The sequence below is a fragment of the Streptomyces sp. NRRL F-5650 genome, from assembly GCF_000721365.1.
GTDB classification, from domain to species: Bacteria; Actinomycetota; Actinomycetes; order Streptomycetales; family Streptomycetaceae; genus Streptomyces; species Streptomyces ardesiacus.
The window spans coordinates 25,143-45,966 of the sequence record NZ_JOGV01000011.1; the positions used below are offsets into that span (position 1 = coordinate 25,143).

18 protein-coding genes, 1 pseudogene and 1 riboswitch are annotated in these 20,824 nt (G+C 72.8%); of the genes and pseudogenes, 11 read left to right on the plus strand and 8 right to left on the minus strand.

Translation table 11 applies throughout. The annotated features are described in order from the left end of the window. The first annotated feature begins 130 nt into the window (after nucleotides 1-130). The 4 genes from IG88_RS0112830 to IG88_RS0112845 all read left to right on the plus strand — a co-directional run bounded on the left by IG88_RS0112830 (nucleotide 131) and on the right by IG88_RS0112845 (nucleotide 3,761). Complete coding sequence (locus IG88_RS0112830; protein WP_031039189.1) at nucleotides 131-1,327, plus strand: L,D-transpeptidase family protein; 1,197 nt, start codon at nucleotides 131-133, stop codon at nucleotides 1,325-1,327. Between the two features lie 150 nt (nucleotides 1,328-1,477). Then, nucleotides 1,478-2,245 carry an enoyl-CoA hydratase/isomerase family protein gene (locus IG88_RS0112835; RefSeq protein ID WP_031039192.1) on the plus strand — a complete coding sequence of 256 codons (768 nt, stop codon included), beginning with the start codon at nucleotides 1,478-1,480 and terminating at the stop codon, nucleotides 2,243-2,245. Between the two features lie 306 nt (nucleotides 2,246-2,551). Then, on the plus strand, nucleotides 2,552-3,055 hold the full coding sequence (locus IG88_RS0112840; RefSeq protein ID WP_031039195.1) for an ATP-binding protein: 504 nt from the start codon (nucleotides 2,552-2,554) through the stop codon (nucleotides 3,053-3,055). A 97-nt stretch (nucleotides 3,056-3,152) separates the two neighbouring features. Continuing rightward, nucleotides 3,153-3,761: an ADP-ribosyltransferase gene (locus IG88_RS0112845; protein WP_031039198.1), complete on the plus strand. Its 609-nt coding sequence runs from the start codon at nucleotides 3,153-3,155 to the stop codon at nucleotides 3,759-3,761. A 16-nt stretch (nucleotides 3,762-3,777) separates the two neighbouring features. On the opposite strand, the gene IG88_RS0112850 is transcribed toward IG88_RS0112845, so the two are convergent. Further along, nucleotides 3,778-4,416: a GNAT family N-acetyltransferase gene (locus IG88_RS0112850; RefSeq protein WP_031039201.1), complete on the minus strand. Its 639-nt coding sequence runs from the start codon at nucleotides 4,414-4,416 to the stop codon at nucleotides 3,778-3,780. Between the two features lie 195 nt (nucleotides 4,417-4,611). On the opposite strand from IG88_RS0112850, the gene IG88_RS0112855 reads away from it, so the two are divergent. Further along, nucleotides 4,612-4,824: an EF-hand domain-containing protein gene (locus tag IG88_RS0112855; RefSeq protein ID WP_031039203.1), complete on the plus strand. Its 213-nt coding sequence runs from the start codon at nucleotides 4,612-4,614 to the stop codon at nucleotides 4,822-4,824. Nucleotides 4,825-4,959: 135 nt separating this feature from the next. Next, a pseudogene (locus IG88_RS0112860) lies at nucleotides 4,960-5,637 on the plus strand (NADPH-dependent F420 reductase); the annotation flags it as partial. 8 nt (nucleotides 5,638-5,645) lie between these two features. On the opposite strand, the gene IG88_RS0112865 reads toward IG88_RS0112860, so the two are convergent. Continuing rightward, nucleotides 5,646-6,203 (minus strand): glycoside hydrolase family 25 protein, encoded by a 558-nt coding sequence (locus IG88_RS0112865; RefSeq protein ID WP_031039208.1) that lies wholly within the window; start codon nucleotides 6,201-6,203, stop codon nucleotides 5,646-5,648. A 176-nt stretch (nucleotides 6,204-6,379) separates the two neighbouring features. On the opposite strand from IG88_RS0112865, the gene IG88_RS0112870 reads away from it, so the two are divergent. Then, the gene (locus IG88_RS0112870; RefSeq protein ID WP_234332138.1) at nucleotides 6,380-8,848 is read left to right on the plus strand and encodes a tetratricopeptide repeat protein; all 2,469 of its coding nucleotides are present in this window, start codon (nucleotides 6,380-6,382) and stop codon (nucleotides 8,846-8,848) included. Between the two features lie 138 nt (nucleotides 8,849-8,986). On the opposite strand, the gene IG88_RS0112875 is transcribed toward IG88_RS0112870, so the two are convergent. Beyond that, entirely contained in the window at nucleotides 8,987-10,363 is a 1,377-nt protein-coding gene (locus tag IG88_RS0112875; protein WP_037835844.1) for a hypothetical protein, read from the minus strand. A 602-nt stretch (nucleotides 10,364-10,965) separates the two neighbouring features. Here IG88_RS0112875 and IG88_RS0112880 point away from each other — a divergent pair. Then, nucleotides 10,966-11,700: a D-Ala-D-Ala carboxypeptidase family metallohydrolase gene (locus IG88_RS0112880; protein WP_031039215.1), complete on the plus strand. Its 735-nt coding sequence runs from the start codon at nucleotides 10,966-10,968 to the stop codon at nucleotides 11,698-11,700. 44 nt (nucleotides 11,701-11,744) lie between these two features. On the opposite strand, the gene IG88_RS0112885 is transcribed toward IG88_RS0112880, so the two are convergent. From IG88_RS0112885 to gcvT, 5 genes are all read right to left on the minus strand, one after another. Continuing rightward, nucleotides 11,745-13,166, minus strand: coding sequence for an MFS transporter (locus IG88_RS0112885; RefSeq protein WP_031039218.1), 1,422 nt, complete (start codon nucleotides 13,164-13,166; stop codon nucleotides 11,745-11,747). 114 nt (nucleotides 13,167-13,280) lie between these two features. Continuing rightward, the gene (locus IG88_RS0112890) at nucleotides 13,281-14,648 is read right to left on the minus strand and encodes an L-serine ammonia-lyase (RefSeq protein WP_031039221.1); all 1,368 of its coding nucleotides are present in this window, start codon (nucleotides 14,646-14,648) and stop codon (nucleotides 13,281-13,283) included. Between the two features lie 100 nt (nucleotides 14,649-14,748). Then, nucleotides 14,749-16,011 (minus strand): serine hydroxymethyltransferase, encoded by a 1,263-nt coding sequence (glyA, locus tag IG88_RS0112895; RefSeq protein ID WP_031039224.1) that lies wholly within the window; start codon nucleotides 16,009-16,011, stop codon nucleotides 14,749-14,751. 14 nt (nucleotides 16,012-16,025) lie between these two features. Then, on the minus strand, nucleotides 16,026-16,403 hold the full coding sequence (gene gcvH / locus IG88_RS0112900) for a glycine cleavage system protein GcvH (RefSeq protein ID WP_031039227.1): 378 nt from the start codon (nucleotides 16,401-16,403) through the stop codon (nucleotides 16,026-16,028). A gap of 110 nt (nucleotides 16,404-16,513) precedes the next feature. Then, nucleotides 16,514-17,632 (minus strand): glycine cleavage system aminomethyltransferase GcvT, encoded by a 1,119-nt coding sequence (gene gcvT / locus IG88_RS0112905; protein WP_031039230.1) that lies wholly within the window; start codon nucleotides 17,630-17,632, stop codon nucleotides 16,514-16,516. A 153-nt stretch (nucleotides 17,633-17,785) separates the two neighbouring features. Further along, a riboswitch (glycine riboswitch) is annotated at nucleotides 17,786-17,879 on the minus strand. Between the two features lie 178 nt (nucleotides 17,880-18,057). On the opposite strand from gcvT, the gene IG88_RS0112910 reads away from it, so the two are divergent. The 3 genes from IG88_RS0112910 (at nucleotide 18,058) to IG88_RS0112920 (ending at nucleotide 20,573) form a co-directional block, all read left to right on the plus strand. Next, complete coding sequence (locus tag IG88_RS0112910) at nucleotides 18,058-18,726, plus strand: AAA family ATPase (RefSeq protein ID WP_031039232.1); 669 nt, start codon at nucleotides 18,058-18,060, stop codon at nucleotides 18,724-18,726. A 90-nt stretch (nucleotides 18,727-18,816) separates the two neighbouring features. Continuing rightward, nucleotides 18,817-19,584 (plus strand): enhanced serine sensitivity protein SseB, encoded by a 768-nt coding sequence (locus IG88_RS0112915; RefSeq protein WP_031039235.1) that lies wholly within the window; start codon nucleotides 18,817-18,819, stop codon nucleotides 19,582-19,584. A 191-nt stretch (nucleotides 19,585-19,775) separates the two neighbouring features. Then, on the plus strand, nucleotides 19,776-20,573 hold the full coding sequence (locus tag IG88_RS0112920) for an enhanced serine sensitivity protein SseB C-terminal domain-containing protein (RefSeq protein ID WP_031039237.1): 798 nt from the start codon (nucleotides 19,776-19,778) through the stop codon (nucleotides 20,571-20,573). Nucleotides 20,574-20,824: the final 251 nt, after the last annotated feature.

Here is a 20,824-nt window from a genome sequence, read left to right on the forward strand (position 1 = left end):
CCGCCAACTCGGTACGGAACGGTGACAATTCCCGTGCTCCGCAACCCTTTGGCCTGCGGTTACGATGCGCCAGTGCGCGCGCGGGCGCACTGGGGCGCGGGCCCGACCAGGCCCGGCGAGGGGAGAACAGGTGAACGTGCGTCCGATAGCGGGGGCGGTACTCGGGCTGCTGATGCTGACCGTCACCGCGTGCGGCGGAGGCGGCTCGGGGGCCGGGGACGGCAAGGGGGAGAAGGCCAAGGACTCGACCGCGGCGCAGAGCGAGCAGTCCGAGGCCGTCGTCACCATCGCCCCGAAGAACGGGGCCGAGGCGGTCGACACCAGCGGCACCCTCAAGGTCGGCGCCGCCCGGGGCAAGCTCACCGAGGTCGTCGTCAAGGACGCCAAGGGCGCCGAGGTCGACGGCGAGATATCCGGGGACGGCGCCACCTGGACGCCGTCCACCCACCTGGCCGCCTCCACCACGTACACCGTGCACGCGGTCGCCAAGGACTCCGAGGGCCGCACGGCCGCCGAGGACTCCCGCTTCACCACCCTGACGCCGAAGAACACCTTCACCGGCACCTTCACCCCGGAGGACGGCTCGAAGGTCGGCGTCGGCATGCCGTTCTCGATCCGCTTCACCCGGGGCATCACCAACCCCGAGGACGTCGAGAAGGCCGTCACGATCAAGACCGAACCGGCCGTCGAGGTCGAGGGCCACTGGTTCGGCAACGACCGCCTCGACTTCCGCCCCGAGAAGTACTGGAAGGCCGGCACCAAGGTCACCGTCGACCTCAACCTCGACGGCGTCGAGGGCCGGGACGGCGTCTACGGCAAGCAGGCCAAGACCGTCTCCTTCACCGTGGGCCGCAGCCAGGTCTCCGTCGTGGACGCCAAGAAGCTCACGATGAAGGTCGTACGCGACGGCAGGACCGTCAAGACCATCCCCGTCACCACCGGCGCCCCCGGCTACGAGACCTGGAACGGCCAGATGGTCATCACCGAGCGGCTCCCGGTGACCCGCATGAACGGCGAGACCGTCGGCTACGGCGGCGAGTACGACATCAAGGACGTCCCGCACGCCATGCGCCTGTCCACCTCCGGCACCTTCATCCACGGCAACTACTGGGGCGGCGACGCCTTCGGCAACCGCAACTCCAGCCACGGCTGCATCGGCCTGCGCGACGTGCGCGGCGGCTGGGACAAGGGAGCGCCGGCCCGCTGGTTCTTCGAGAACTCCCTCATCGGCGACGTGGTCGTGGTCAAGAACTCCAACGACGCCACCATCGCCCCGGACAACGGCCTCAACGGCTGGAACATGTCCTGGGAGAAGTGGAAGGCGTAACGGGTCCGGCGGTGGAACCGCGCCCCCGAAGGGGCGCGGGGCCCTAGCGGTCTGCGGCTCCGCCGCGCGGGCGCGGGCACCCACCACGAGCCGTGAGCCGGCACGCACCCGAAGCCCCACCGCACGTGAACGCCCGCTAACCTGCGGAGCATGACCGTACACCTCGAAGTCGCGGACGGCGTCGGCACGCTGCGCCTGGACCGCCCGCCCATGAACGCGCTGGACGTCGCCACCCAGGACCGGCTGAAGGAGCTGGCCGAGGAGGTCACCCGGCGCGAGGACGTCCGCGCCGTCGTGCTCCACGGCGGCGAGAAGGTGTTCGCCGCGGGCGCGGACATCAAGGAGATGCGGGAGATGGACCACGCGGCGATGATCGCGCGGTCCCGCGCCCTCCAGGACTCCTTCACCGCGGTGGCCCGCATCCCCAAGCCGGTGGTCGCGGCCGTCACCGGCTACGCGCTGGGCGGCGGCTGCGAACTCGCCCTCTGCGCCGACTTCCGCATCGCCGGGGAGAACGCCAGGCTGGGCCAGCCCGAGATCCTCCTCGGGCTGATCCCGGGCGCGGGCGGGACCCAGCGGCTGTCCCGGCTGATCGGCCCCTCCCGGGCCAAGGACCTGATCTTCACCGGCCGCCAGGTCAAGGCCGACGAGGCGCTGGCGCTCGGCCTGGTGGACCGGGTGGTCCCGGCCGCCGAGGTCTACGAGCAGGCGCACGCCTGGGCCGCACGGCTCGCCAAGGGGCCCGCCATCGCCCTGCGCGCCGCGAAGGAGGCGATCGACACGGGTCTGGAGACGGACATCGAGACCGGACTCGCCGTCGAGCGGAACTGGTTCGCGGGCCTGTTCGCCACCGAGGACCGCGAGCGCGGGATGCGCAGCTTCGTGGAAGAGGGCCCCGGCAAGGCGAAGTTCCTCTGAAACCGCCCCGCAGGAAGTACAAGTTTCACCCGAAGTCCCTTTGTACTCCTTGCAATTGACACGATGTCTCATCCGGGTCCCTCGTTGGGGCGGTTTGTGGCAGCCTTGACGCACCCATAAGCGCGCCTTGTCGAGGGAGTCCGTCGCTTGTCTCCGGCCGAGCCGTTACCGCAGGTCATCGCGCCCTTTTCCGGTCCCGAACCGCCCGCGGCACCTGCGGGACGGCCGTCGTTCCGCCCGCTCCCCGCCGGGGGCCGTTCCCCGGGAACGGCCCCCAGGCCCCCGGAAGGCGGCCATGATGGGGGCATGGCGGGGCTGGAGGGTACGGGACAGCCGCGGGGAGCCGGACGTGCGACCGCGGCGCGCTGGTCGCCGGCGGTCGAGGACGAGCGCGGGATCCAGGCGCTGGAACTGTGCGGCGACCCCACGGAGCGCGAGGTCCGGCTGCCCTCCCGCCCCGAGTCCGCCGCCACCGCCCGCCGGCTGGCCCAGGTCGTCTGCCTGCGCCAGTGGAAGGTCGGCCCCAAGGTCACCGAGGACGCCGTCCTGCTCGTCTCCGAGCTCGTCGGCAACGCCGTACGCCACACCGGCGCCCGCGTCTTCGGCCTGCGCATGCGCCGCCGCCCCGGCTGGATCCGGGTCGAGGTCCGTGACCCCTCCCGGGGGCTGCCCTGTCTGATGCCGGTGCAGGAGACGGACGTCAGCGGGCGCGGCCTCTTCCTCGTCGACAAGCTCTCCGACCGCTGGGGCGTCGATCTGCTGCCGCGCGGCAAGACCACCTGGTTCGAGATGCGCGTCATGGATCGGTGAGAGCCCATCTGCCGCTGGAATCAACCCCGTTCGCCTGACACGCCACCTACGGGTGAGAATCCCGGGCGCGCGGCCGGGCGGCCGGGATCGTATCCGCATGATCACCACTCGTCTGCGCCGCCGGACCGCCGCCGCCGTCCTGTCGCTCTCCGCCGTCCTCGCCACCTCCGCCGCCACCGTCCCCGGCGCCGCCCCCGCGGCGGCCCCGGCCAAGGCAGCCCCGTCCTGCCCCCAGTTCGACGACAAGACCAAGGCCGCCGCCGACCGCGGCGTCGACATCGACCGCATCACCCCCGAGCCGGTCTGGCGCACCACCTGCGGCACCCTCTACCGCAGCGACAGCCGCGGCCCCCAGGTCGTCTTCGAAGAGGGCTTCCACGCCAAGGACGTCCAGAACGGCCAGTACGACGTCGAGAAGTACGTCCTGGTCAACCAGCCCTCGCCGTACGTCTCGACGACCTACGACCACGACCTCTACAAGACCTGGTACAAGTCCGGCTACAACTACTACATCGACGCCCCCGGCGGCATCGACGTCAACAAGACCATCGGCGACACCCACAAGTGGGCCGACCAGGTCGAGGTCGCCTTCCCCGGCGGCATCCAGCGCAAGTACATCATCGGCGTCTGCCCGGTCGACCGGCAGACCAAGACCGAGATCATGAGCGAGTGCGAGAGCAACCCGCACTACCAGCCCTGGCACTGACCCCGGCCGCTCCGGCTCACGGGTGCTGGAACAGCGCCTCCGAGCCCACCGGCCGGTAACCCGCCGCCTGGAACGCCCGCAGACTGCGGGCGTTCCCCGCCGAGACCTGCGCCCAGACCGCCTCGCCCGCGGCCCACTGCCGCGCCGCCGTCACCAGCCGCCGCCCCAGCCCCCGGTGCCGGGCGCCGTCCGCCACCTCCACGGCGACCTCCAGCCGCCCGCCGACCCCGCGGCCCAGCACCAGCAGCCCGCCGTCCGCCGCCCACACCCGCACCCCGTCGCGTCGCCGCCGGGCCGCGACCACCCGCGGATGCCCGGGATCGGCCGGCTCCGTCAGCGCGAGATCCGGACGCCCCGGAAGCGGGGCACCGGTCAGCAGCACGTCGACCGTGTCCGTCGTACGCCCGGTGCGGTCCGCGAAGGCCGTCAGGAACCGGGGGTTCATGGCCGCGGCGAGCGGATCGCAGTCCAGCGCGGCCAGCGTCCCGCGCACCCACCCCTCGTCCTCGTCGGTGAAGACCACCGCGTGCGCCGTGAACGCGATCACCCCCGCGTCCCGGCCCGCGTGCTGCGGCACGACGCTCGTCCCGCCGTCCGCCGGCGGGAACTCCCCCCGACCCGCCGCGTCCAGAATGTCCCGCAGGCTCTCCGCCACACCGCGCTCCTCGCGTCTCCAGCCACTGGAAGGCACGGCACAGACTCCCAGACACGACCGGGGGCGAACGGGCCAGGAGCCCTCTCGCGCCCACGAGGCGGAGTTCGGGTGGGTGGTCGCCGCTCCGGGCGCGCGGGCGGGCGGATAATCTGACCTGCGTCAGAAGGACCCATGCACGACACGAGGGGCGGACCGGTGGCGGACATCGAGGAAGCACGCAAGCAGTTCGATCGGATCGACACGGACGGCGACGGTCTCATCACCGCGGCCGAGTTCAAGACCGCGCTCGCCCAGGGCGGCGACTGGAACGTCACCGAGTCGGTGGCCGAGGCGGTCATCGCCGGCCGCGACCTCGACGGCGACAAGAAGCTGTCCTTCGACGAGTTCTGGGCCCACCTGAGCAAGTAGCCGCACCACGACGAGCGGGGCGCCCACCGGTCACCCGGACGGGCGCCCCGCCCGGAATAGCACACCCCGGCCGGAGGTTGGTGCGGGTCACGGGCGCGGGCCACGGGGCTCCGCGCGACACGACCTCCGGAAGGCCAGGCGAGTCGCATCATGAAGATCGGCATCATCGGCGCGGGCAACATCGGCGGCAACCTCACCCGGCGGCTCACCGCCCTCGGACACGACGTCTCCGTCGCCAACTCGCGCGGACCGCACACGCTCACCGCGCTGGCCGAGGAGACCGGCGCCACCCCCGTACCGGTGGAGGAGGCGGCGCGCGGCGCCGAGATCGTGGTCGTCACGATCCCGCTGAAGCGCATCCCCGACCTGCCGTCCGGCGTCCTGGACGGGGCGGCCGAGGGCGTCGCGGTCATCGACACCGGCAACTACTACCCGCAGCAGCGCGACGGCAGGATCGCGGGCATCGAGGACGAGGGCCTCACCGAGAGCCGCTGGACCGAGGGGCACCTCGGCCACCCGGTGGTCAAGGCGTTCAACGGCACCTACGCCCAGGACATCCTCGACCGGCACCGCCCGGCCGGCGCACCCGACCGCATGGCGCTCCCGGTGGCCGGCGACGACGAGGCGGCCAAGGCCAAGGTGCGAGCCCTGATCGACGAGCTGGGCTTCGACACCGTCGACGCCGGCGGTATCGACGACTCCTGGCGCCAGCAGCCCGACACCCCGGTCTACGGCCTGCGCGAGGGCGTCGACGGCGTCACCAAGGCACTGGCGGAGGCGTCCCCGGAGCGGCCCGCGGGGTTCCGGGGCTGACCCGGCGCTCAGGCGCGGTGGGCCCACTCCTTGAGCGCGGCCTTGCTCGCGAAGTCCGCCACGTTGGTGTCGACCGGTTCGTCGGTGTACTGGTGGAAGCGCCACTTGGCCTTGATCCTGGGTTTGCCGGCGGACACGTAGTCGGCGATCCACAGGCCGTCACCGGCGTACGAGGTGGTGTCGACGTTCAACCAGAAGTGCCGGTTGCAGTAGAGGACGACGCGGTTGTCCGGCCGGAGCGCCTTCAGCTTCTTGATGAAGCTGTCCTTCTCCGCGTTGCTCGGGTGCGTGCCCTCGCCGTTGGTCTCCCAGTCGACGGCGAGGATGTCGCCCTTGCGGTCCGGGGCCTTGGAGACGAAGTACTCGGCCTGGGCGGTGAGGTTGCCCGGCCACAGGAAGTGGTAGAAGCCGACGACGAGTCCGGCGTCACGGGCCCGTTTCGTCTGGGCCGCGAGCTTGGGGTTGACGTACGAACGGCCCTCCGTGGCCTTCACGAAGACGAAGGAGAGTCCGTCGGTGTCGTAGCCGGAGGACTGGTAGGCGCTGACGTCGATGCCACGCAGCATGGGGCCTCCCTGAGGAGCTGTGGGGGGAGTGGTCGGGTCCCGTTCGTGCCGGTCGGACCTGCTCGTACCGGTCTTTCCCCTTTTCCTTCCCCGTGACGGAGCCGGAGATTCCCCCGGCGCCCTCCGTCCTCGCCGATAGCATTGCGGGGACGAGGAGTTGGGGGAGGGAGACCGGCGTGGAGCCGTTGCTGGGCATGGTGGTTTCGGCGGTCGGCACGGTCGCCTCCGGCGCGCTGTCCGGAGCGGGCGGCGAGCTGGGCCGGCGCAGCTCCGAGCAGCTTTTCGACCTGCTGAGGCGCAGCCCCCGCGGAGGCGGCGCGGACGGGGACGGCCCGGGCGGGGAGGGTCCGGACGATCCGGGCGGGCCCACCCTGCCCGTCACCGAGTCCCAGAGGTCGGCGGCCGTGTTACGGCTGATGGAACTCGTCCACAGTTCCCCGCAGGCCGCCCGCGACGTGTCGGAGTGGGTCCGCGAGGCCGCCTGGCTGGCTCCGCGCTCCGTGCCCGCGGTGGCGCACGGTGCCTCCAGGCCGCGGATGCTGCCGCCCGCCACCGCGGTGTTCACCGACCGCGAGGACGTACTCGCCTGGCTCACGGGCCTGCTCGACGAGGACGCGGGGCAGCGGCAGGGCGGCCGGCCGCGGGGCGCGCCCGTGCTCGCCGTGCTGACCGGCCCCGGGGGCATCGGCAAGACGGCCGCCGCGGTGCACTGCGCCCTGGAACTGGAGGACCGGTTCCCCGACGGCGTCCTCTTCGCCGACCTGAACGGCGCGTCGGCCGGCACCGCGCTGCCGCCCTCCGACGTGCTCGCCCGGTTCCTGGAGCGGCTCGGGGTGCCGCCCGCCTCGGTGCCCGGCGACGAGGCGCGGCAGCGGGACCTGTACCTCGACTGCACGGCCGGCCGCCGCATGATCGTCGTACTGGACAACGCGCACGACGACGCCCAGGTGCTCCCGCTGCTGCCGGCCTCCCCGGAGTGCCTGGTCCTGGTGACCGGCCGGCGCCGGCCCGCCCGGCTCGTGGCGCAGTACGGGGCCCGGCCGTTCGCGGTCGGGCCGCTGTCCAGCGAGGACTCGGTGCGCCTGCTCCGACGGGTGGTCGGGGACGGCCGTCCCGCCGCGCCCGAGCAGGCCGTGCGGGCCGTCGCGGACGGCACCGGCGGCAATCCGCTGGCGCTGTGCACCACGGGCGCGGGCCTCGCCGTGCGCGAACACCTCAGTTGGCAGCGGGTCGCACGCCGGCTGTCCGACCGGATCCACGGCCACGACCGGGAAGGCGACGCCATGCGGGACGCGCACCCCGACGACCCCGGAACCCCGGCCGACCCGGTCCGGGCCGCCCAGGACGTCGCGTACGGCGAACTCACCCCCGCCTGTGCCGCCCTCTACCGCGCGATCGCGGTCGCCGCCTGGCCCACCGTGACCGTCGCCTGCGCCGCCTGGGCCGCCGACGTCGAGGATCACGAGGCCCGTGCGCTCCTGGAGGAGCTGGCCCGGTCGAACCTGCTGGAGGAGGTCGGGGAGGAGCGGTACCGCTTCCACGACCTGACCCGTGCCCACGCCCGGGAGCTGGCGCTGGCCGAGGACGGCCACGCCCGGGTCTCCGCCGCCGTCCGCCGGGTGGCCGTGGGGCAGTTGAGGTTCGCGGCCGCCGCCGACTTCCGGGTCATGCCGCAGCGGTGGCGGCTCGGCCCCGCGTACCGGGGCCTCGTCCTCCCGGCGGACCGGGACCCCGACGACGGCAGGCGCGCGCTGGCGGAGCTGCGGCGGGAACGGGAGAACCTCGCGGCCGTCATCAGGGCCGCCGCGCACCACGGCTTCGACGACCTCGTGTGGCAGTTGTGCGAGGCGATGTGGACCCTGCACCTGCGCCTGGGCTTCCACGCCCAGTGGACCGACACCCACGTGCTCGGTGTCGAGGCGGCCGGCCGCAGCGCCGCGGAGTTCGGCGACCGGCGTGCCGTGGGCCGGATGTGGACCCAGCTCGCCTTCGGCCACATGGGGGCGGGGCGCGCGGCCGACGCCGAGGCGGCTCTGGGGCGGGCCGTGGCGGCGGAGCGGGACTGCGGCCACCACCGGGGGGAGGCGAGTGCCGTGGAGGCGCGGGGGCTGCTCCGGCTGCGGCAGTGGGAGTTCACGGAGGCCGAGCGCTGTTTCGGGGAGGCCCGGGAGATCCTGGACCGCATCGGCCCGGACGACGACGGCTGGCGGGACGTCCCCCGGGCCACCGCCCTGCTCACGCACCACATCGGCCGCGCCCTGGCCAAGCAGCGGCGCGTCACCGAGGCCGCGGCCGCCCTGCACGACGCGCTCGCGCGGTTCCGGCGCCTGGACGGCGGCGGCGACCGCTACAACGAGGGCCGGGTGTACATGAGCCTCGGCGACCTGCACCTGGACGCGGGGGAAGCGGACCGGGCGCGGGTGTGTCTGGACGAGGCGGTCAAGGTCATGACCGAGGCCGGCGCGGGCCTCCAGCTCGCCGACGCCCTCGTCGCGCGGGCCCGCTGCCACCGCGCCGCCGGACGCGCCGCGCAGGAGGCGGAGGACCTGAGCGGTGCCGCGGAGTGCCTCGCGGCGGCGCCGGAGGGCCATGACGGCGTGGCCCTCGCCCGGGTACGCGCCCGCCTGGCCGAGATCGAGGTGTGACGCCCCCCGGGCGGGCCCTGCGTGGCGCCGTCGGGGGAGGGGCGCCGGTCAGGACGTTCGCCGGGGCCGAGGGCCGGGTGCCGCTCCGGACGTTCGCCCGGTGCCGGGTGGCCCTCCGGACGCTCGTCGGCGGCCCGTTCACGGCAGTGGGGCGCGGAGCGGCTCGACCGTGACCCGGTGCACGGTGGTCCCGGTGCGCACGCGCAGGACGGGTCCGGCGTCGGCCGCTGACCTGCCGCTCGCCGTCCAGGCGTGCAGCGCACAGGCGTAGGCGGCCGGGTCGCACAGGTCCGGCCGCCCGTCCGGGTCCGGTGCCGCCGTCAGGCGCAGCGGCCCGCCGTCCCGGGTGCGTACGACGCAGCGGTCCGGGCCGTCGATGTAGGCGACCAGCCCGCAGTAGGGATGGCTCGCCAGTGCCTCCGCCGCCCAGGCCGCGGGCGGGCCGAGCCGTGGGTCGTCCGCGGCGGCCCGCCGTACGACGACGTCGGCGACGCGCAGCCGGCCGGGTTCCCGGGTCTCCTCGTCGACCATCGTGTGCGCGGACTCGGCGGCCGCGTCCGGTCCCTCGGCCGGATCCGGTTCGTCGCCGCCGACGGCGTACCGCACGAGATCGACCTCGGGAGGGTCCGTGCCGATCCACCGGACCAGGACCCGGACCGGCGCGGTGACCCGTGCGGGCCGGAACGGCGGCAGTTCCAGGGGTTCGAGCAGCGCGGTGTGCGTCCGGGGTTCGGGGAGGTCCATCAGGCCGTAGAACAGGCGGCGCAGGAGCACCGCGGACCGCCCGGGTGCGGAACTGGTCTGCTCCGCCAGTGCCTTGTACCGGCCCGGGTCGTGTTCCTCGACGGCACGGTCGATCTGCGCCCGCAGGCTGCCGTGCCGCAGGAGGCGGGGGGCCGTGCGGCCGAGGGCCGCCACGGGGGAGTCCGGGTCGAGGTCCTGCTCGGGGAAGGCGCCGAGCAGGACCGGGACGCCCAGGGCCGCGGCGTAGAAGGTGACGCTGGAGTGGTCCCCCACGACGCAGTCTGCCGCGATCAGCGCCTGGCGCCACCCTTCGAGGGGCGGTACGGCGTCGAGGCCGGACCGGCGGGCGTTCTCCAGCCAGGCCCGGACCTGTCCGGGGCCGTGGCCGTACCAGATGTTGGGGTGCAGGACGGCGGTCGTGCGGTACTCGTCGGCGGGCAGTTCCGCCGCGAGCCGGGACAGCAGCCAGGGCAGCAGGTCGTCACGGTCGTCGTCGACGTCCGCGCCGAAGAGGGAGCGCGGTGCCCAGGTCGAGGCGACCACGACCAGTCGGCGGCCGGGTCCGGCGCCCAGGGCGCGGCGGTACCGGTCGCGTTGGGGGAGCGCGGCGAGCATGCGGTCGTAGCACGGGTCCCCGGCGAGCACCGCGGTGGGCGCGGCCTCGGGGCAGGCGGCGCGGAGCCGCTCCGCCTGCTCGGGGTGCGAGAGCACCGTCGCGGTGGCGACGGGCCGCCCGTCCTCGAGAACCCACTCCGGCGACAGCCCGAACACAGGCGACAGGTGTCCGGTGTCCGGTGTCCGGTGTCCGGTGTCCGGTGTCCGGTGTCCGGTGTAGCCAGCCTCTTATTGTATCCAACACCGTGGGAAAGTACGGCCAACTTCCCTTGCAGAGCTGCCAGTTCGCCCCCGTAGCTGGCCGACACCGCGAGGTCGAACGCCGTGTCCTTGGCCTGCTCCCACGGCAGGACCGGCAGGCCCGCCCGGGACAGCAGTTCGGGCACTCCGGAGAGGAAGGGCGAGGAGCCCGTGCAGGTGGCGAACATCTGTACACGGAGGTCGCCGTCGAACAGCGGCAGTACGTCGAGGAGCCGAGTCGCGGACGTCACGTTGTGGACGACGAACAGCACGCGCCGGCAGCCCGCCCGGGTGACCCAGCGCCCCGCGTCCGCCCCGGCCGGCACCCGCAGCCGTATCGCGTCCGTCCCGTCCGTCATCGCCGGTCGGCCCCCCTGAATCGGTCGCGTCCGCCGTAGCCCTGGCCGCTCCGATGCTATCCGGCGAAGGGCCGCCCGCGAGGGCCCTGTTGACGCGCGTAGCGCCGTGCCCCACGCTGGGCTCCGATTCACGGACCATTCGACGCTCGGGAGGCCGGGATGTTCAGACGCGTGTCACGCTTGCTTCTCTCACTTGTCATGATCGTGACAGGAGCGGTCGTCGGGGTGGGAGCCACCGCCGGCGCCGCACAGGCCGACTCCTGCTACACCTGGAACCGCACCCTCTCCCAGGGTTCCTCCGGCAGCGACGTGACGCAGCTCCAGATCCGCGTCGCGGGCTGGGTCACCTCCGGCGAGCGGCTCTCCTACGACGGCCAGTACGGCGCCCGCACCGCCGCCGCCGTCAAGAAGTTCCAGGCCGCCTACGGGCTGTCCGCGGACGGCGTCGCGGGCCCGGCGACCTTCAGCAAGATCTACGCGCTCCAGGACGCGGACTGCACACCCGTCCACTTCACCTACGCGGAGTTGAACAAGTGCAACTCCGACTGGTCCGGCGGCGCGGTCTCCGCCGCCACCGCCAAGGCGAACGCGCTGAAGACCATGTGGAAGCTGGAGGCGATGCGGCACGCCCTCGGCGACGTGCCGATCACCGTCTCCAGCGGCTTCCGCTCCCGCGCCTGCAACAACGCCGTCGGCGGCTCGGCCACCAGCCGCCACCTCTACGGCGACGCCGCCGACCTCACCGGCTCGCCCAGCTTCTGCCGACTCGCCCAGCAGGCCAGGACCCACGGCTTCTCGGAGATCCTCGGCCCGGGCTACCCCGGCCACAACGACCACACCCACGTGGCCTTCGACCCGTCGCCGTACTGGTCGGCGCCCAACTGCGGCATCTGAGGCCGCCGGAGCGGACCACGGGGGCGCTGCGGCTCCCGGACGGCTCAGGGCGCGGGCGACGACGCGGCCGGGGCCGTCCGGGGGTCCTCGCCGGCGGGCGCGGGCTCCCGCTCGTCCAGGGAGACGTCCTTGGTCTCCTTGGAGAGCAGGAGGGCGGCCAGCGTCAGCACGGCCATGGCGGAGAGGTACACGCCGACCAGCCACGGCGAGCCGTCACCGGCCTCCCACAGCGCCACCGCGATGAACGGGGCGACGGCGGCGCCGAGGATCGAGCTGACGTTGTAGGAGATGCCGGACCCGGTGTAGCGCACGCTGGTCGGGAACAGCTCCGGCAGCAGCGCGCCCATCGGGCCGAAGGTCATGCCCATCAGCGTGAAGCCCAGCACCAGCCACAGCACCACGCCGAGGGTGCCCATGCCGATCAGCGGCACCCAGACCAGACCGAAGACCACGATGGCGGCGGTGATCCAGACCAGGGTGGTGCGGCGGCCGTACCGGTCGGCCAGCGGGCCGGAGACCAGGGTGAACACGGCGAAGAACAGCACGCCGAAGATCATCATCAGTACGAACGTCGTGTAGCCGTACCCCAGTCCCGGCACGTCGGCGTCCTTCGCGGCGCGCCCGTAGCTCAGCGAGAACGTGGTCATGAGGTAGAAGAGCACGTACGTCGCCAGCATGATGAACGTGCCGAGGACCAGTTGCCTCCAGTGGCCCTGGACCACGGTGGCCAGCGGCAGCTTGCGCACCTTCCCGGCCTCGCGGGTCCGGGTGAACACCGTCGACTCCACGAGCCGCGAGCGCACCCACAGGCCGATCGCGACCATCACGGCGGAGAACAGGAACGGGATGCGCCACCCCCAGCTCGCGAAGGCCGCGGACGGCTGCGTGGGGTCGGCGCCGCTCTCGGAGGGCAGCAGCGCCCCGATGACCAGGAACAGTCCGTTGCCGATGATGAAGCCGAGCGGAGCGCCGAGTTGGGGGAAGGTCCCCCACAGGGCCCGCTTGCCGCGCGGCGCGTTCTCGGTCGCGACCAGCGCGGCTCCGCTCCACTCGCCGCCGAGCGCGAAGCCCTGCGCGAGCCGCATCAGCACGAGCAGCGCGGTGGCGACCCAGCCGGCCTGCGCGTAGGTGGGCAGCACGCCGATGAGGAAGGTGGCGATGCCCATGGTGAGCAGCGAGACGACCAGCGTCTTCTTGCGGCCGAGCCGGTCACCGAGGTGACCGAAGAAGACGGCGCCGACCGGCCGGGCGACCATCGCGGCGCCGAAGACCGCGAACGACGACAGCAGCGCCGTGGTGGGGTCGCTGCTCGGGAAGAAGAGCTTCGGGAAGACGAGGACGGCGGCGGTCGCGTAGATGTAGAAGTCGTAGAACTCGATCGTCGTCCCCATGAGGCTGGCGACGAGGACCCGCGACCGGGGGTTGACGGGCGTCTGCGGTGCCGGGGATGAAGCTGGTGCGGGCATGGCTGGATCTTTCACGTGCGAAACATGTGCCCCGCAACGATCTCAGCCGTCTTGTTTTTCGGAAAGCGGGTGTCACGATGTGAGACACCCGCCTCCCGCCCGCGTGGCGCGCGCTCAGCACTCGATGATGTTGACCGCCAGCCCGCCCCGGGCCGTCTCCTTGTACTTGACGGACATGTCGGCGCCGGTCTCCTTCATGGTCTTGATCACCTTGTCCAGGGAGACCTTGTGGGAGCCGTCGCCGCGCATCGCCATGCGGGCCGCGGTGACCGCCTTGACCGCGGCCATGCCGTTGCGCTCGATGCACGGGATCTGGACGAGGCCGCCGACCGGGTCGCAGGTGAGGCCGAGGTTGTGCTCCATGCCGATCTCGGCCGCGTTCTCCACCTGCTCCGGGGAGCCGCCGAGCACCTCGGCGAGGGCGCCGGCCGCCATCGAGCAGGCGGAGCCGACCTCGCCCTGGCAGCCGACCTCGGCGCCGGAGATGGAGGCGTTCTCCTTGAAGAGCATGCCGATCGCGCCGGCCGCGAGGAGGAAGCGGACCACGCCGTCCTCGTCGGCGCCGGGGACGAAGTTCACGTAGTAGTGCAGGACCGCGGGGATGATGCCGGCCGCGCCGTTGGTGGGGGCGGTGACGACCCGGCCGCCGGCCGCGTTCTCCTCGTTCACGGCCATCGCGTAGAGGGTGATCCACTCCATGGCCAGGGCCTGCGGGTCGCCCTCGGAGCGCAGCTTGCGCGCGGTGTTCGCGGCGCGGCGGCGGACCTTCAGGCCGCCCGGCAGGATGCCCTCGCGGGTCATGCCGCGCTCCACGCACGCCCGCATCACCCGCCAGATCTCCAGCAGGCCCTCGCGGATCTCGTCCTCGTCGCGCCAGGCGCGCTCGTTCTCCAGCATCAGGGCGGAGATGGACAGGCCCGTCTCGCGGGCCAGGCGCAGCAGCTCGTCGCCGGTGCGGAAGGGGTACTTCAGGACGGTGTCGTCGAGGACTATGCGGTCGGCGCCCACCGCGTCCTCGTCGACGACGAAGCCGCCGCCGACCGAGTAGTAGGTCTTGGTCAGCACCTCGGCGCCCCCGGCGTCGTACGCCCACAGCGTCATGCCGTTGGCGTGGTAGGGGAGGGCCTTGCGGCGGTGCAGGACCATGTCGTCGTCGTACGAGAAGGCGATCTCGTGCTCGCCGAGGAGGCGGATGCGGCCCGAGGACCGGATCGTCTCGACGCGGGTGTCGGCCGTCTCGACGTCGACCGTGCGCGGGGAGTCGCCCTCCAGGCCGAGCAGCACCGCCTTGGGGGTGCCGTGGCCGTGGCCGGTGGCGCCGAGCGAGCCGTACAGCTCGGCGCGGACGGAGGCGACGGAGTCCAGCAGCTCCTCGTTGCGCAGGCGGCGGGCGAACATGCGGGCCGCGCGCATCGGGCCGACCGTGTGCGAGCTCGACGGGCCGATGCCGATCGAGAACAGGTCGAAGACCGAGATGGCCACGGGGACTCCTCAGAACGGGGGTGGTGCGGAGGGGGTGCCGAGGGGTGGGGCGCCCGGCCGCTTGTGGCGGATGCGGCGCCCCACCCCTCGGGTGCGGTGTCTACTTGTTCAGACCCGGGTACAGCGGGTGCTTGTCGGCCAGGGCCTTCACCCTGGCCTTGAGGGCCTCGGCGTCGTAGGACGGCTTCAGCGCCTCGGCGATCACGTCCGCGACCTCGGCGAAGTCCTCGGCCGTGAAGCCGCGGGTCGCCAGGGCCGGCGTACCGATGCGCAGACCGGAGGTCACCATCGGCGGACGCGGGTCGTTCGGTACGGCGTTGCGGTTGACCGTGATGCCGACCTCGTGGAGGCGGTCCTCGGCCTGCTGCCCGTCCAGCTCGGAGTCGCGCAGGTCCACCAGGACCAGGTGGACGTCCGTGCCGCCGGTCAGGACGGAGACGCCCGCCGCCTTGGCGTCGTCCCGCACGAGGCGCTCGGCCAGGATGCGGGCACCCTCCAGCGTACGAGACTGGCGCTCCTTGAAGTCCTCGCTCGCGGCGACCTTGAAGGCGACGGCCTTGGCGGCCACCACGTGCTCCAGCGGACCACCCTGCTGACCGGGGAAGACGGCGGAGTTGATCTTCTTGGCCAGCTCGGCCGTGGAGAGGATCACACCGCCGCGCGGGCCGCCCAGGGTCTTGTGGGTGGTGGTGGTGACGACCTGGGCGTGCGGCACCGGGTTGGGGTGCAGGCCGGCCGCGACCAGGCCGGCGAAGTGCGCCATGTCGACCATCAGGTACGCGCCGACCTCGTCCGCGACCTTGCGGAACGCGGCGAAGTCGAGCTGACGCGGGTAGGCCGACCAGCCGGCCACGATCAGCTTCGGCTTGCTCTCCTTGGCGAGGCGCTCCACCTCGGCCATGTCCACCTGGCCGTCGTCGCCCACGTGGTAGGGGACGACGTTGTAGAGCTTGCCGGAGAAGTTGATCTTCATGCCGTGGGTCAGGTGCCCGCCGTGGGCGAGGTTCAGACCCATGATCGTGTCGCCGGGCTTGAGCAGCGCGAACATCGCGGCCGCGTTGGCCTGGGCGCCCGAGTGCGGCTGGACGTTGGCGTGCTCGGCGCCGAAGAGCGCCTTGACCCGGTCGACGGCGATCTGCTCGACCACGTCGACGTGCTCGCAGCCGCCGTAGTATCGGCGGCCGGGGTAGCCCTCGGCGTACTTGTTGGTCAGGACCGAGCCCTGGGCCTCCATGACCGCGACGGGTGCGAAGTTCTCCGAGGCGATCATCTCGAGGGTGGACTGCTGGCGGTCCAGCTCGGCGTCGACGGCGGCGGCGACGTCCGGGTCCAGTTCGTGCAGGGGCGTGTTCAGAAGCGACATGCGGGCGGGACTCCTCAGCCGGCGGTGAAGGCGGTGTACTCGTCGGCGGAGAGCAGGTCGGCCGGCTCGTCCGTGACCTTCACCTTGAACAGCCAGCCGCCCTCGAAGGGGGCGCTGTTCACCAGCGACGGGTCGTTGACGACGTCCTCGTTGACCTCGGCGACCTCGCCGGAGACGGGGGAGTACAGGTCGGAGACGGACTTGGTCGACTCCAGTTCGCCGCAGGTCTCGCCCGCGGTCACCGAGTCGCCGACGCCGGGAAGCTGCACGAAGACGACGTCACCGAGCGCGTTGGCCGCGTGCTCCGTGATGCCGACCGTCGAGGCGCCGTTCACGGCGTCCGACAGCCACTCGTGCTCCTTGCTGTAGCGAAGCTGCTGGGGGTTGCTCATGGCCTGAATTCTCCTGTACGCGAGGAAGTGTCTGGGGAAGGGGGTGGAAAGGGTGAGGGGGAGCCGCCGGCGGTGCGGGGTGCGGTGCCGCCCCGGTCCCGCCCACGGGTCTACTTCCGGCGCTTGTAGAACGGCAGCGCCACGACCTCGTACGGCTCGTGGCTGCCCCGGATGTCCACGCCGACGCCCTCCGTGCCAGGGGCCGCGTGCGCGGGGTCGACGTACGCCATGGCGATGGGCCTGCCCAGCGTCGGGGACGGGGCGCCGGAGGTGACCTCGCCGATCACCTCGCCGCCCGCGACCACCCGGTACCCGGCGCGCGGGACGCGGCGGCCCTCGGCGACCAGGCCCACCAGGACGCGGGGCGGGTTCTGCTCCGCCCGGGAGGCGGCCTCGGTCAGCGCGGCGCGCCCGACGAAGTCGCCCTCCTTCTCGAACTTCACGACCCGGCCGAGCCCGGCGTCGAAGGGCGTCAGCGCGGTCGACAGCTCGTTGCCGTACAGCGGCATGCCCGCCTCCAGGCGGAGCGTGTCCCGGCAGGACAGGCCGCACGGGACGAGACCGACGCCCTCGCCCGCCCGGATCAGCGCCTCCCACAGATCCACGGCGTGCTCCGGCTCCACGAACAGCTCGAAGCCGTCCTCGCCGGTGTAGCCGGTGCGGGCGATCAGCGCCGGGACGCCCGCGACCGTGCCGGGCAGGCCGGCGTAGTACTTCAGGCCGTCCAGGTCGGCGTCGGTGAGCGAGGCGAGGACGCCCGGGGACTCGGGGCCCTGCACCGCCAGCAGCGCGTAGGCGTCGCGGTCGTCGCGCACCTCGGCGTCGAAGCCGGCCGCCCGCTCGGTCAGCGCGTCCAGCACGACCTGGGCGTTGGAGGCGTTGGCGACCACCATGTACGCGGTGTGGTCGAGCCGGTAGACGATCAGGTCGTCCAGGATGCCGCCGTCCTCGCGGCAGATCATGGTGTAGCGGGCCCGGCCCGGCTTCACGGTGCCGATGTTGCCGACCAGCGCGAAGTCCAGCAGTTCTGCCGCCTGCGGCCCGGTGACGGTGATCTCACCCATGTGCGAGAGGTCGAAGAGACCGGCGCGGGTGCGCACCGCGAGGTGCTCCTCGCGCTCGGAGCCGTAGCGCAGGGGCATGTCCCAGCCCGCGAAGTCGGTCATCGTCGCGCCCAGCGCGCGATGCGTGGCGTCGAGCGCGGTACGGCGCGGTTCGGTACTGCTCATCGGTCGGTCGTCTCCCAGGACAGGACGTGGCGAGGTCGGTCCTCCCCATCTGTCATCGGAACCTGAGAGGTTCGCCACGGCCACCGGAGTACGGCGATCAGGGCTTGCACCTTGGGTGGGACCGCCGTCGGGCGGTCCGCTTTTCAGATGTGCCTCGCCCGCGCGGTAACGGTGCCTGAGAGATTCAAGGGAGGGACTTGCTCCTTCGGCGCCCCGGCGCGGCCGGGGACTCTCCCGCGCGGATTCAAACGGCCGGTATGCAGTTGGCGCGGCCATCATTGCACGGCCCGGCGATCCGTGGGCAGAGCTGTTCTTGTAACCGGCTTGTGGCAGTAAGCGAACGAAAACGCGAGACCGGCGCATTACCTTCTCTTTACACTCGGCGGGGAGGGACTCGTGAACCGCCCCAGGGGAGGACGATCACGGTGAACAGGACCACGGCGTACGCCACGACCTCGGGACTCGCGCTGCCCAAGCAGCCCGTCGCCCCGGCCCCCGAGGCATGCGCCCCACTGACCGCACCCGTCGTCCGCGACCTGAGGGACCGCGACGGCCGCAGCCCGCACGCCCTGCTCTTCGGACCCCGGGACCTGGTGGTGATCACCGGCCTGCCCGGCAGCGGCAAGTCCACGCTGATGCGGCGCACCGTGCGCGGCCTGCGCATCGACTCCCAGGACACCCGCGACCGCTGGGACGGCCGCGTGCCGCGCCTGCTCCCGTACGGGCTCTACCGCCCCCTCGTCCGCCTCGCCCACTACACCGGACTGCGCCGCGCGCTGCGCTCCGGCGAGGGCGTGGTCGTGCACGACTGCGGCACCCAGGCATGGGTCCGGGGCTGGCTCGCCCGCGAGGCCCGCCGCCGGGGCGCCGCCCTGCACCTGCTGCTCCTCGACGTCCCCGCCGACGAGGCCCTGGCCGGCCAGCGCGAGCGCGGCCGGGGCGTGTCGCGGTACGCGTTCCTGCGGCACCGCGCGGCCAACTCCCGTCTGCTGCGGGCGGTGACGGCGGGCGTCCTGCCCGCGGGCTGCGCCTCGGCGGTGGTCCTCGACCGGGCGGCGGCCGGCACCCTGCGCCGGATCGCCTTCACGGGCTGAGGCAGGGCGGGACGGCGGGGCCGAACGGGTTAGCCTTTCAGCCACGATTCAGCCACGAACAGCGGTACCAGGCAGGCGGTAGGCAGGCAGATGGACTTCCCGGCACAGGCGCACCCCCACCCGCACGGCGGATGGCCCGGCAACGAGCTGGAGGAGGTGCTGTCCGCCTCCCTCGGCGTCCCGGCGGCCGGCGGCCGGATCGTGGAGGTCCTGGGCCGCAGCTTCCTGTGGATACCCCTGCCCAACGGGGGCGGCCCGCGCAGCGGCCCCCTCGACCTGCCCACGCTGGAGATCGACGGCCAGGCCTACGTACCGGTGTTCAGCTCCGAGGAGCAGCTCCGCCAGGTGGCCGGGGCGCAGATGGCGTACACCGTCGCCCCCGCCGTGGAGTTCGCCCGCGGCCTGCCCCCGCAGGTGGGCGTCATCGTCAACCCGGAGGGCGTGGTGGGCATCCCGCTGCCGCCGCCCGCCGTGGCCGAGCTGTGCCGGGCCGGGCGCACCCCGCTGGACGGGCCCGCCTCCGGCGGCCGGGTCCGCCTCTTCGAGCCCGACTGGCAGGACGACCCGGTGGACTTCCTGGCCGCCGCCTCCGCCGAGTTCGCCGCCACCGGCGTCGTGCGCACCGCGCGCCGCTGCCTGGCCGCCGTCGAGACCGCCGATCCGGTCCTGTACGTCGGCGTCGAACTCGCCCACTGGGAGGGCGACGCCCGAACCCTCCCCCTGGACGCCCTGGGCCGAGCCCTCACCAAGTCCCCCCTGAGGTACCAGGTCAACCTGGTCCTCCTGGAAGCGGCCCAGGACCCGGTCTGCGACTGGATGCGGGAAAGGGTCCGCCCCTTCTACAACGGTGACTTGTGAACACCGGGCGGGAAGACGCGCCCAGGGGCGCGGGGCTGTGACATGTGCGGCCCCGCCGCGTGGGCGCGACCAACCAGGACGAAGCCCGCACCCGCCGGACGGCAAGGAGCCCCTGGCTCATGGGCCCTCGCACCCTGCGGAGCCTTAAGCTGGTTCCGACACCGGGGGAACTTCTCGAAGGGGCGATACGCGTGAGCGCCAGCGGCACCACGACCGGACAGGTCGAGCACATGCTGCGCCAGGTGACGCCCGGGCGCTACGACGCCTACGAGGCCCTGTTGCGCGCCCTCGCCACCCCCACCTCCGGCCAGGTCTGGATGCTGCTGTGGCACGGCCAGGCCGGCTCCGCGGACGCCCAGTACGGGAACATGGAGGTCGAGGGGTACGGCTACGCGCCCTGCGTGACCTCCGCCCAGGAACTGTCCGCCAGTGGCTGGAACCGGTCGTACGAGGTGGTCGACGGCCTGGAGGTCGCCCGCGCCCTCTACCCGGACCACTACGGCCTGTGGCTCAACCCGCACGCTCCCGGCGGCGGGGTCGGCATCCCCTGGCTCGACCTGCGCCGCATCGCCTCCGGCCTGGACCGCCAGCCCGCGGGCCCGTTGCGCCTGTCCGAACCGGCCATCGAGATCCCCCAGTTCTACGCCCTGCTCGCCCAGAACGCCCACCGCACCCCGGCGGTCCGCGCCCTGCGCCGCGCCTGGGTGCAGCCGACGCTCGGGGCGCCGTATCTCGCCATCGGCCTCGACGTGTACGACACCTCCCCGCCGGCCGTCGACGCGGTGCGCGCGATGATGCAGCAGTCCGTCGGCGCGGTGCCGGACGGGCTGCCGGTGTCGACGGTGGCGATGACCGACACCCACGACCCGGTCGCCCTGTGGCTGCGCGCCAACGCCCGCCCGTTCTACGACCGCGAGGCCCACGCGGCCGCCCCCGCCCAGGCGCCCGCGGGCGGGTACGGCTACCCTCCGGCCGGCGGCCGTTACTGACGGCGGGGGCGTCGGCGGCCGGGGCACGGAACCGGGCGTCCAAGGTCATCTTCGCGCGTAGATGACGACGCTAAGCGCCGCCGTGTCCCCGATGTCCCAACTCGCCCGCGTCCGGCCCCCGTTACCCACTGTCCGGATAACGGAACACCTCAAACAGCATCACGGTTGCGCATCCATTCACCGTCAGCTCTGGCTACGGATCGCCCAGGCGTTGAAGACTCCCGCAACAAGGGGTGGAGTCTCGCCTCTTT

What these genes read in the sequence shown, in the direction of transcription:
- IG88_RS0112840 (WP_031039195.1), top strand. Translation starts at nt 2,552, where the DNA reads ATGGCGGGGCTGGAGGGTACGGGACAGCCGCGGGGAGCCGGACGTGCG.
- gcvH (WP_031039227.1), bottom strand. Translation starts at nt 16,403, where the DNA reads ATGAGCAACCCCCAGCAGCTTCGCTACAGCAAGGAGCACGAGTGGCTG.
- IG88_RS0112885 (WP_031039218.1), bottom strand. Translation starts at nt 13,166, where the DNA reads ATGCCCGCACCAGCTTCATCCCCGGCACCGCAGACGCCCGTCAACCCC.
- gcvT (WP_031039230.1), bottom strand. Translation starts at nt 17,632, where the DNA reads ATGAGCAGTACCGAACCGCGCCGTACCGCGCTCGACGCCACGCATCGC.
- IG88_RS0112865 (WP_031039208.1), bottom strand. Translation starts at nt 6,203, where the DNA reads ATGCTGCGTGGCATCGACGTCAGCGCCTACCAGTCCTCCGGCTACGAC.
- IG88_RS0112880 (WP_031039215.1), top strand. Translation starts at nt 10,966, where the DNA reads ATGTTCAGACGCGTGTCACGCTTGCTTCTCTCACTTGTCATGATCGTG.
- IG88_RS0112915 (WP_031039235.1), top strand. Translation starts at nt 18,817, where the DNA reads ATGGACTTCCCGGCACAGGCGCACCCCCACCCGCACGGCGGATGGCCC.
- IG88_RS0112835 (WP_031039192.1), top strand. Translation starts at nt 1,478, where the DNA reads ATGACCGTACACCTCGAAGTCGCGGACGGCGTCGGCACGCTGCGCCTG.
- IG88_RS0112845 (WP_031039198.1), top strand. Translation starts at nt 3,153, where the DNA reads ATGATCACCACTCGTCTGCGCCGCCGGACCGCCGCCGCCGTCCTGTCG.
- glyA (WP_031039224.1), bottom strand. Translation starts at nt 16,011, where the DNA reads ATGTCGCTTCTGAACACGCCCCTGCACGAACTGGACCCGGACGTCGCC.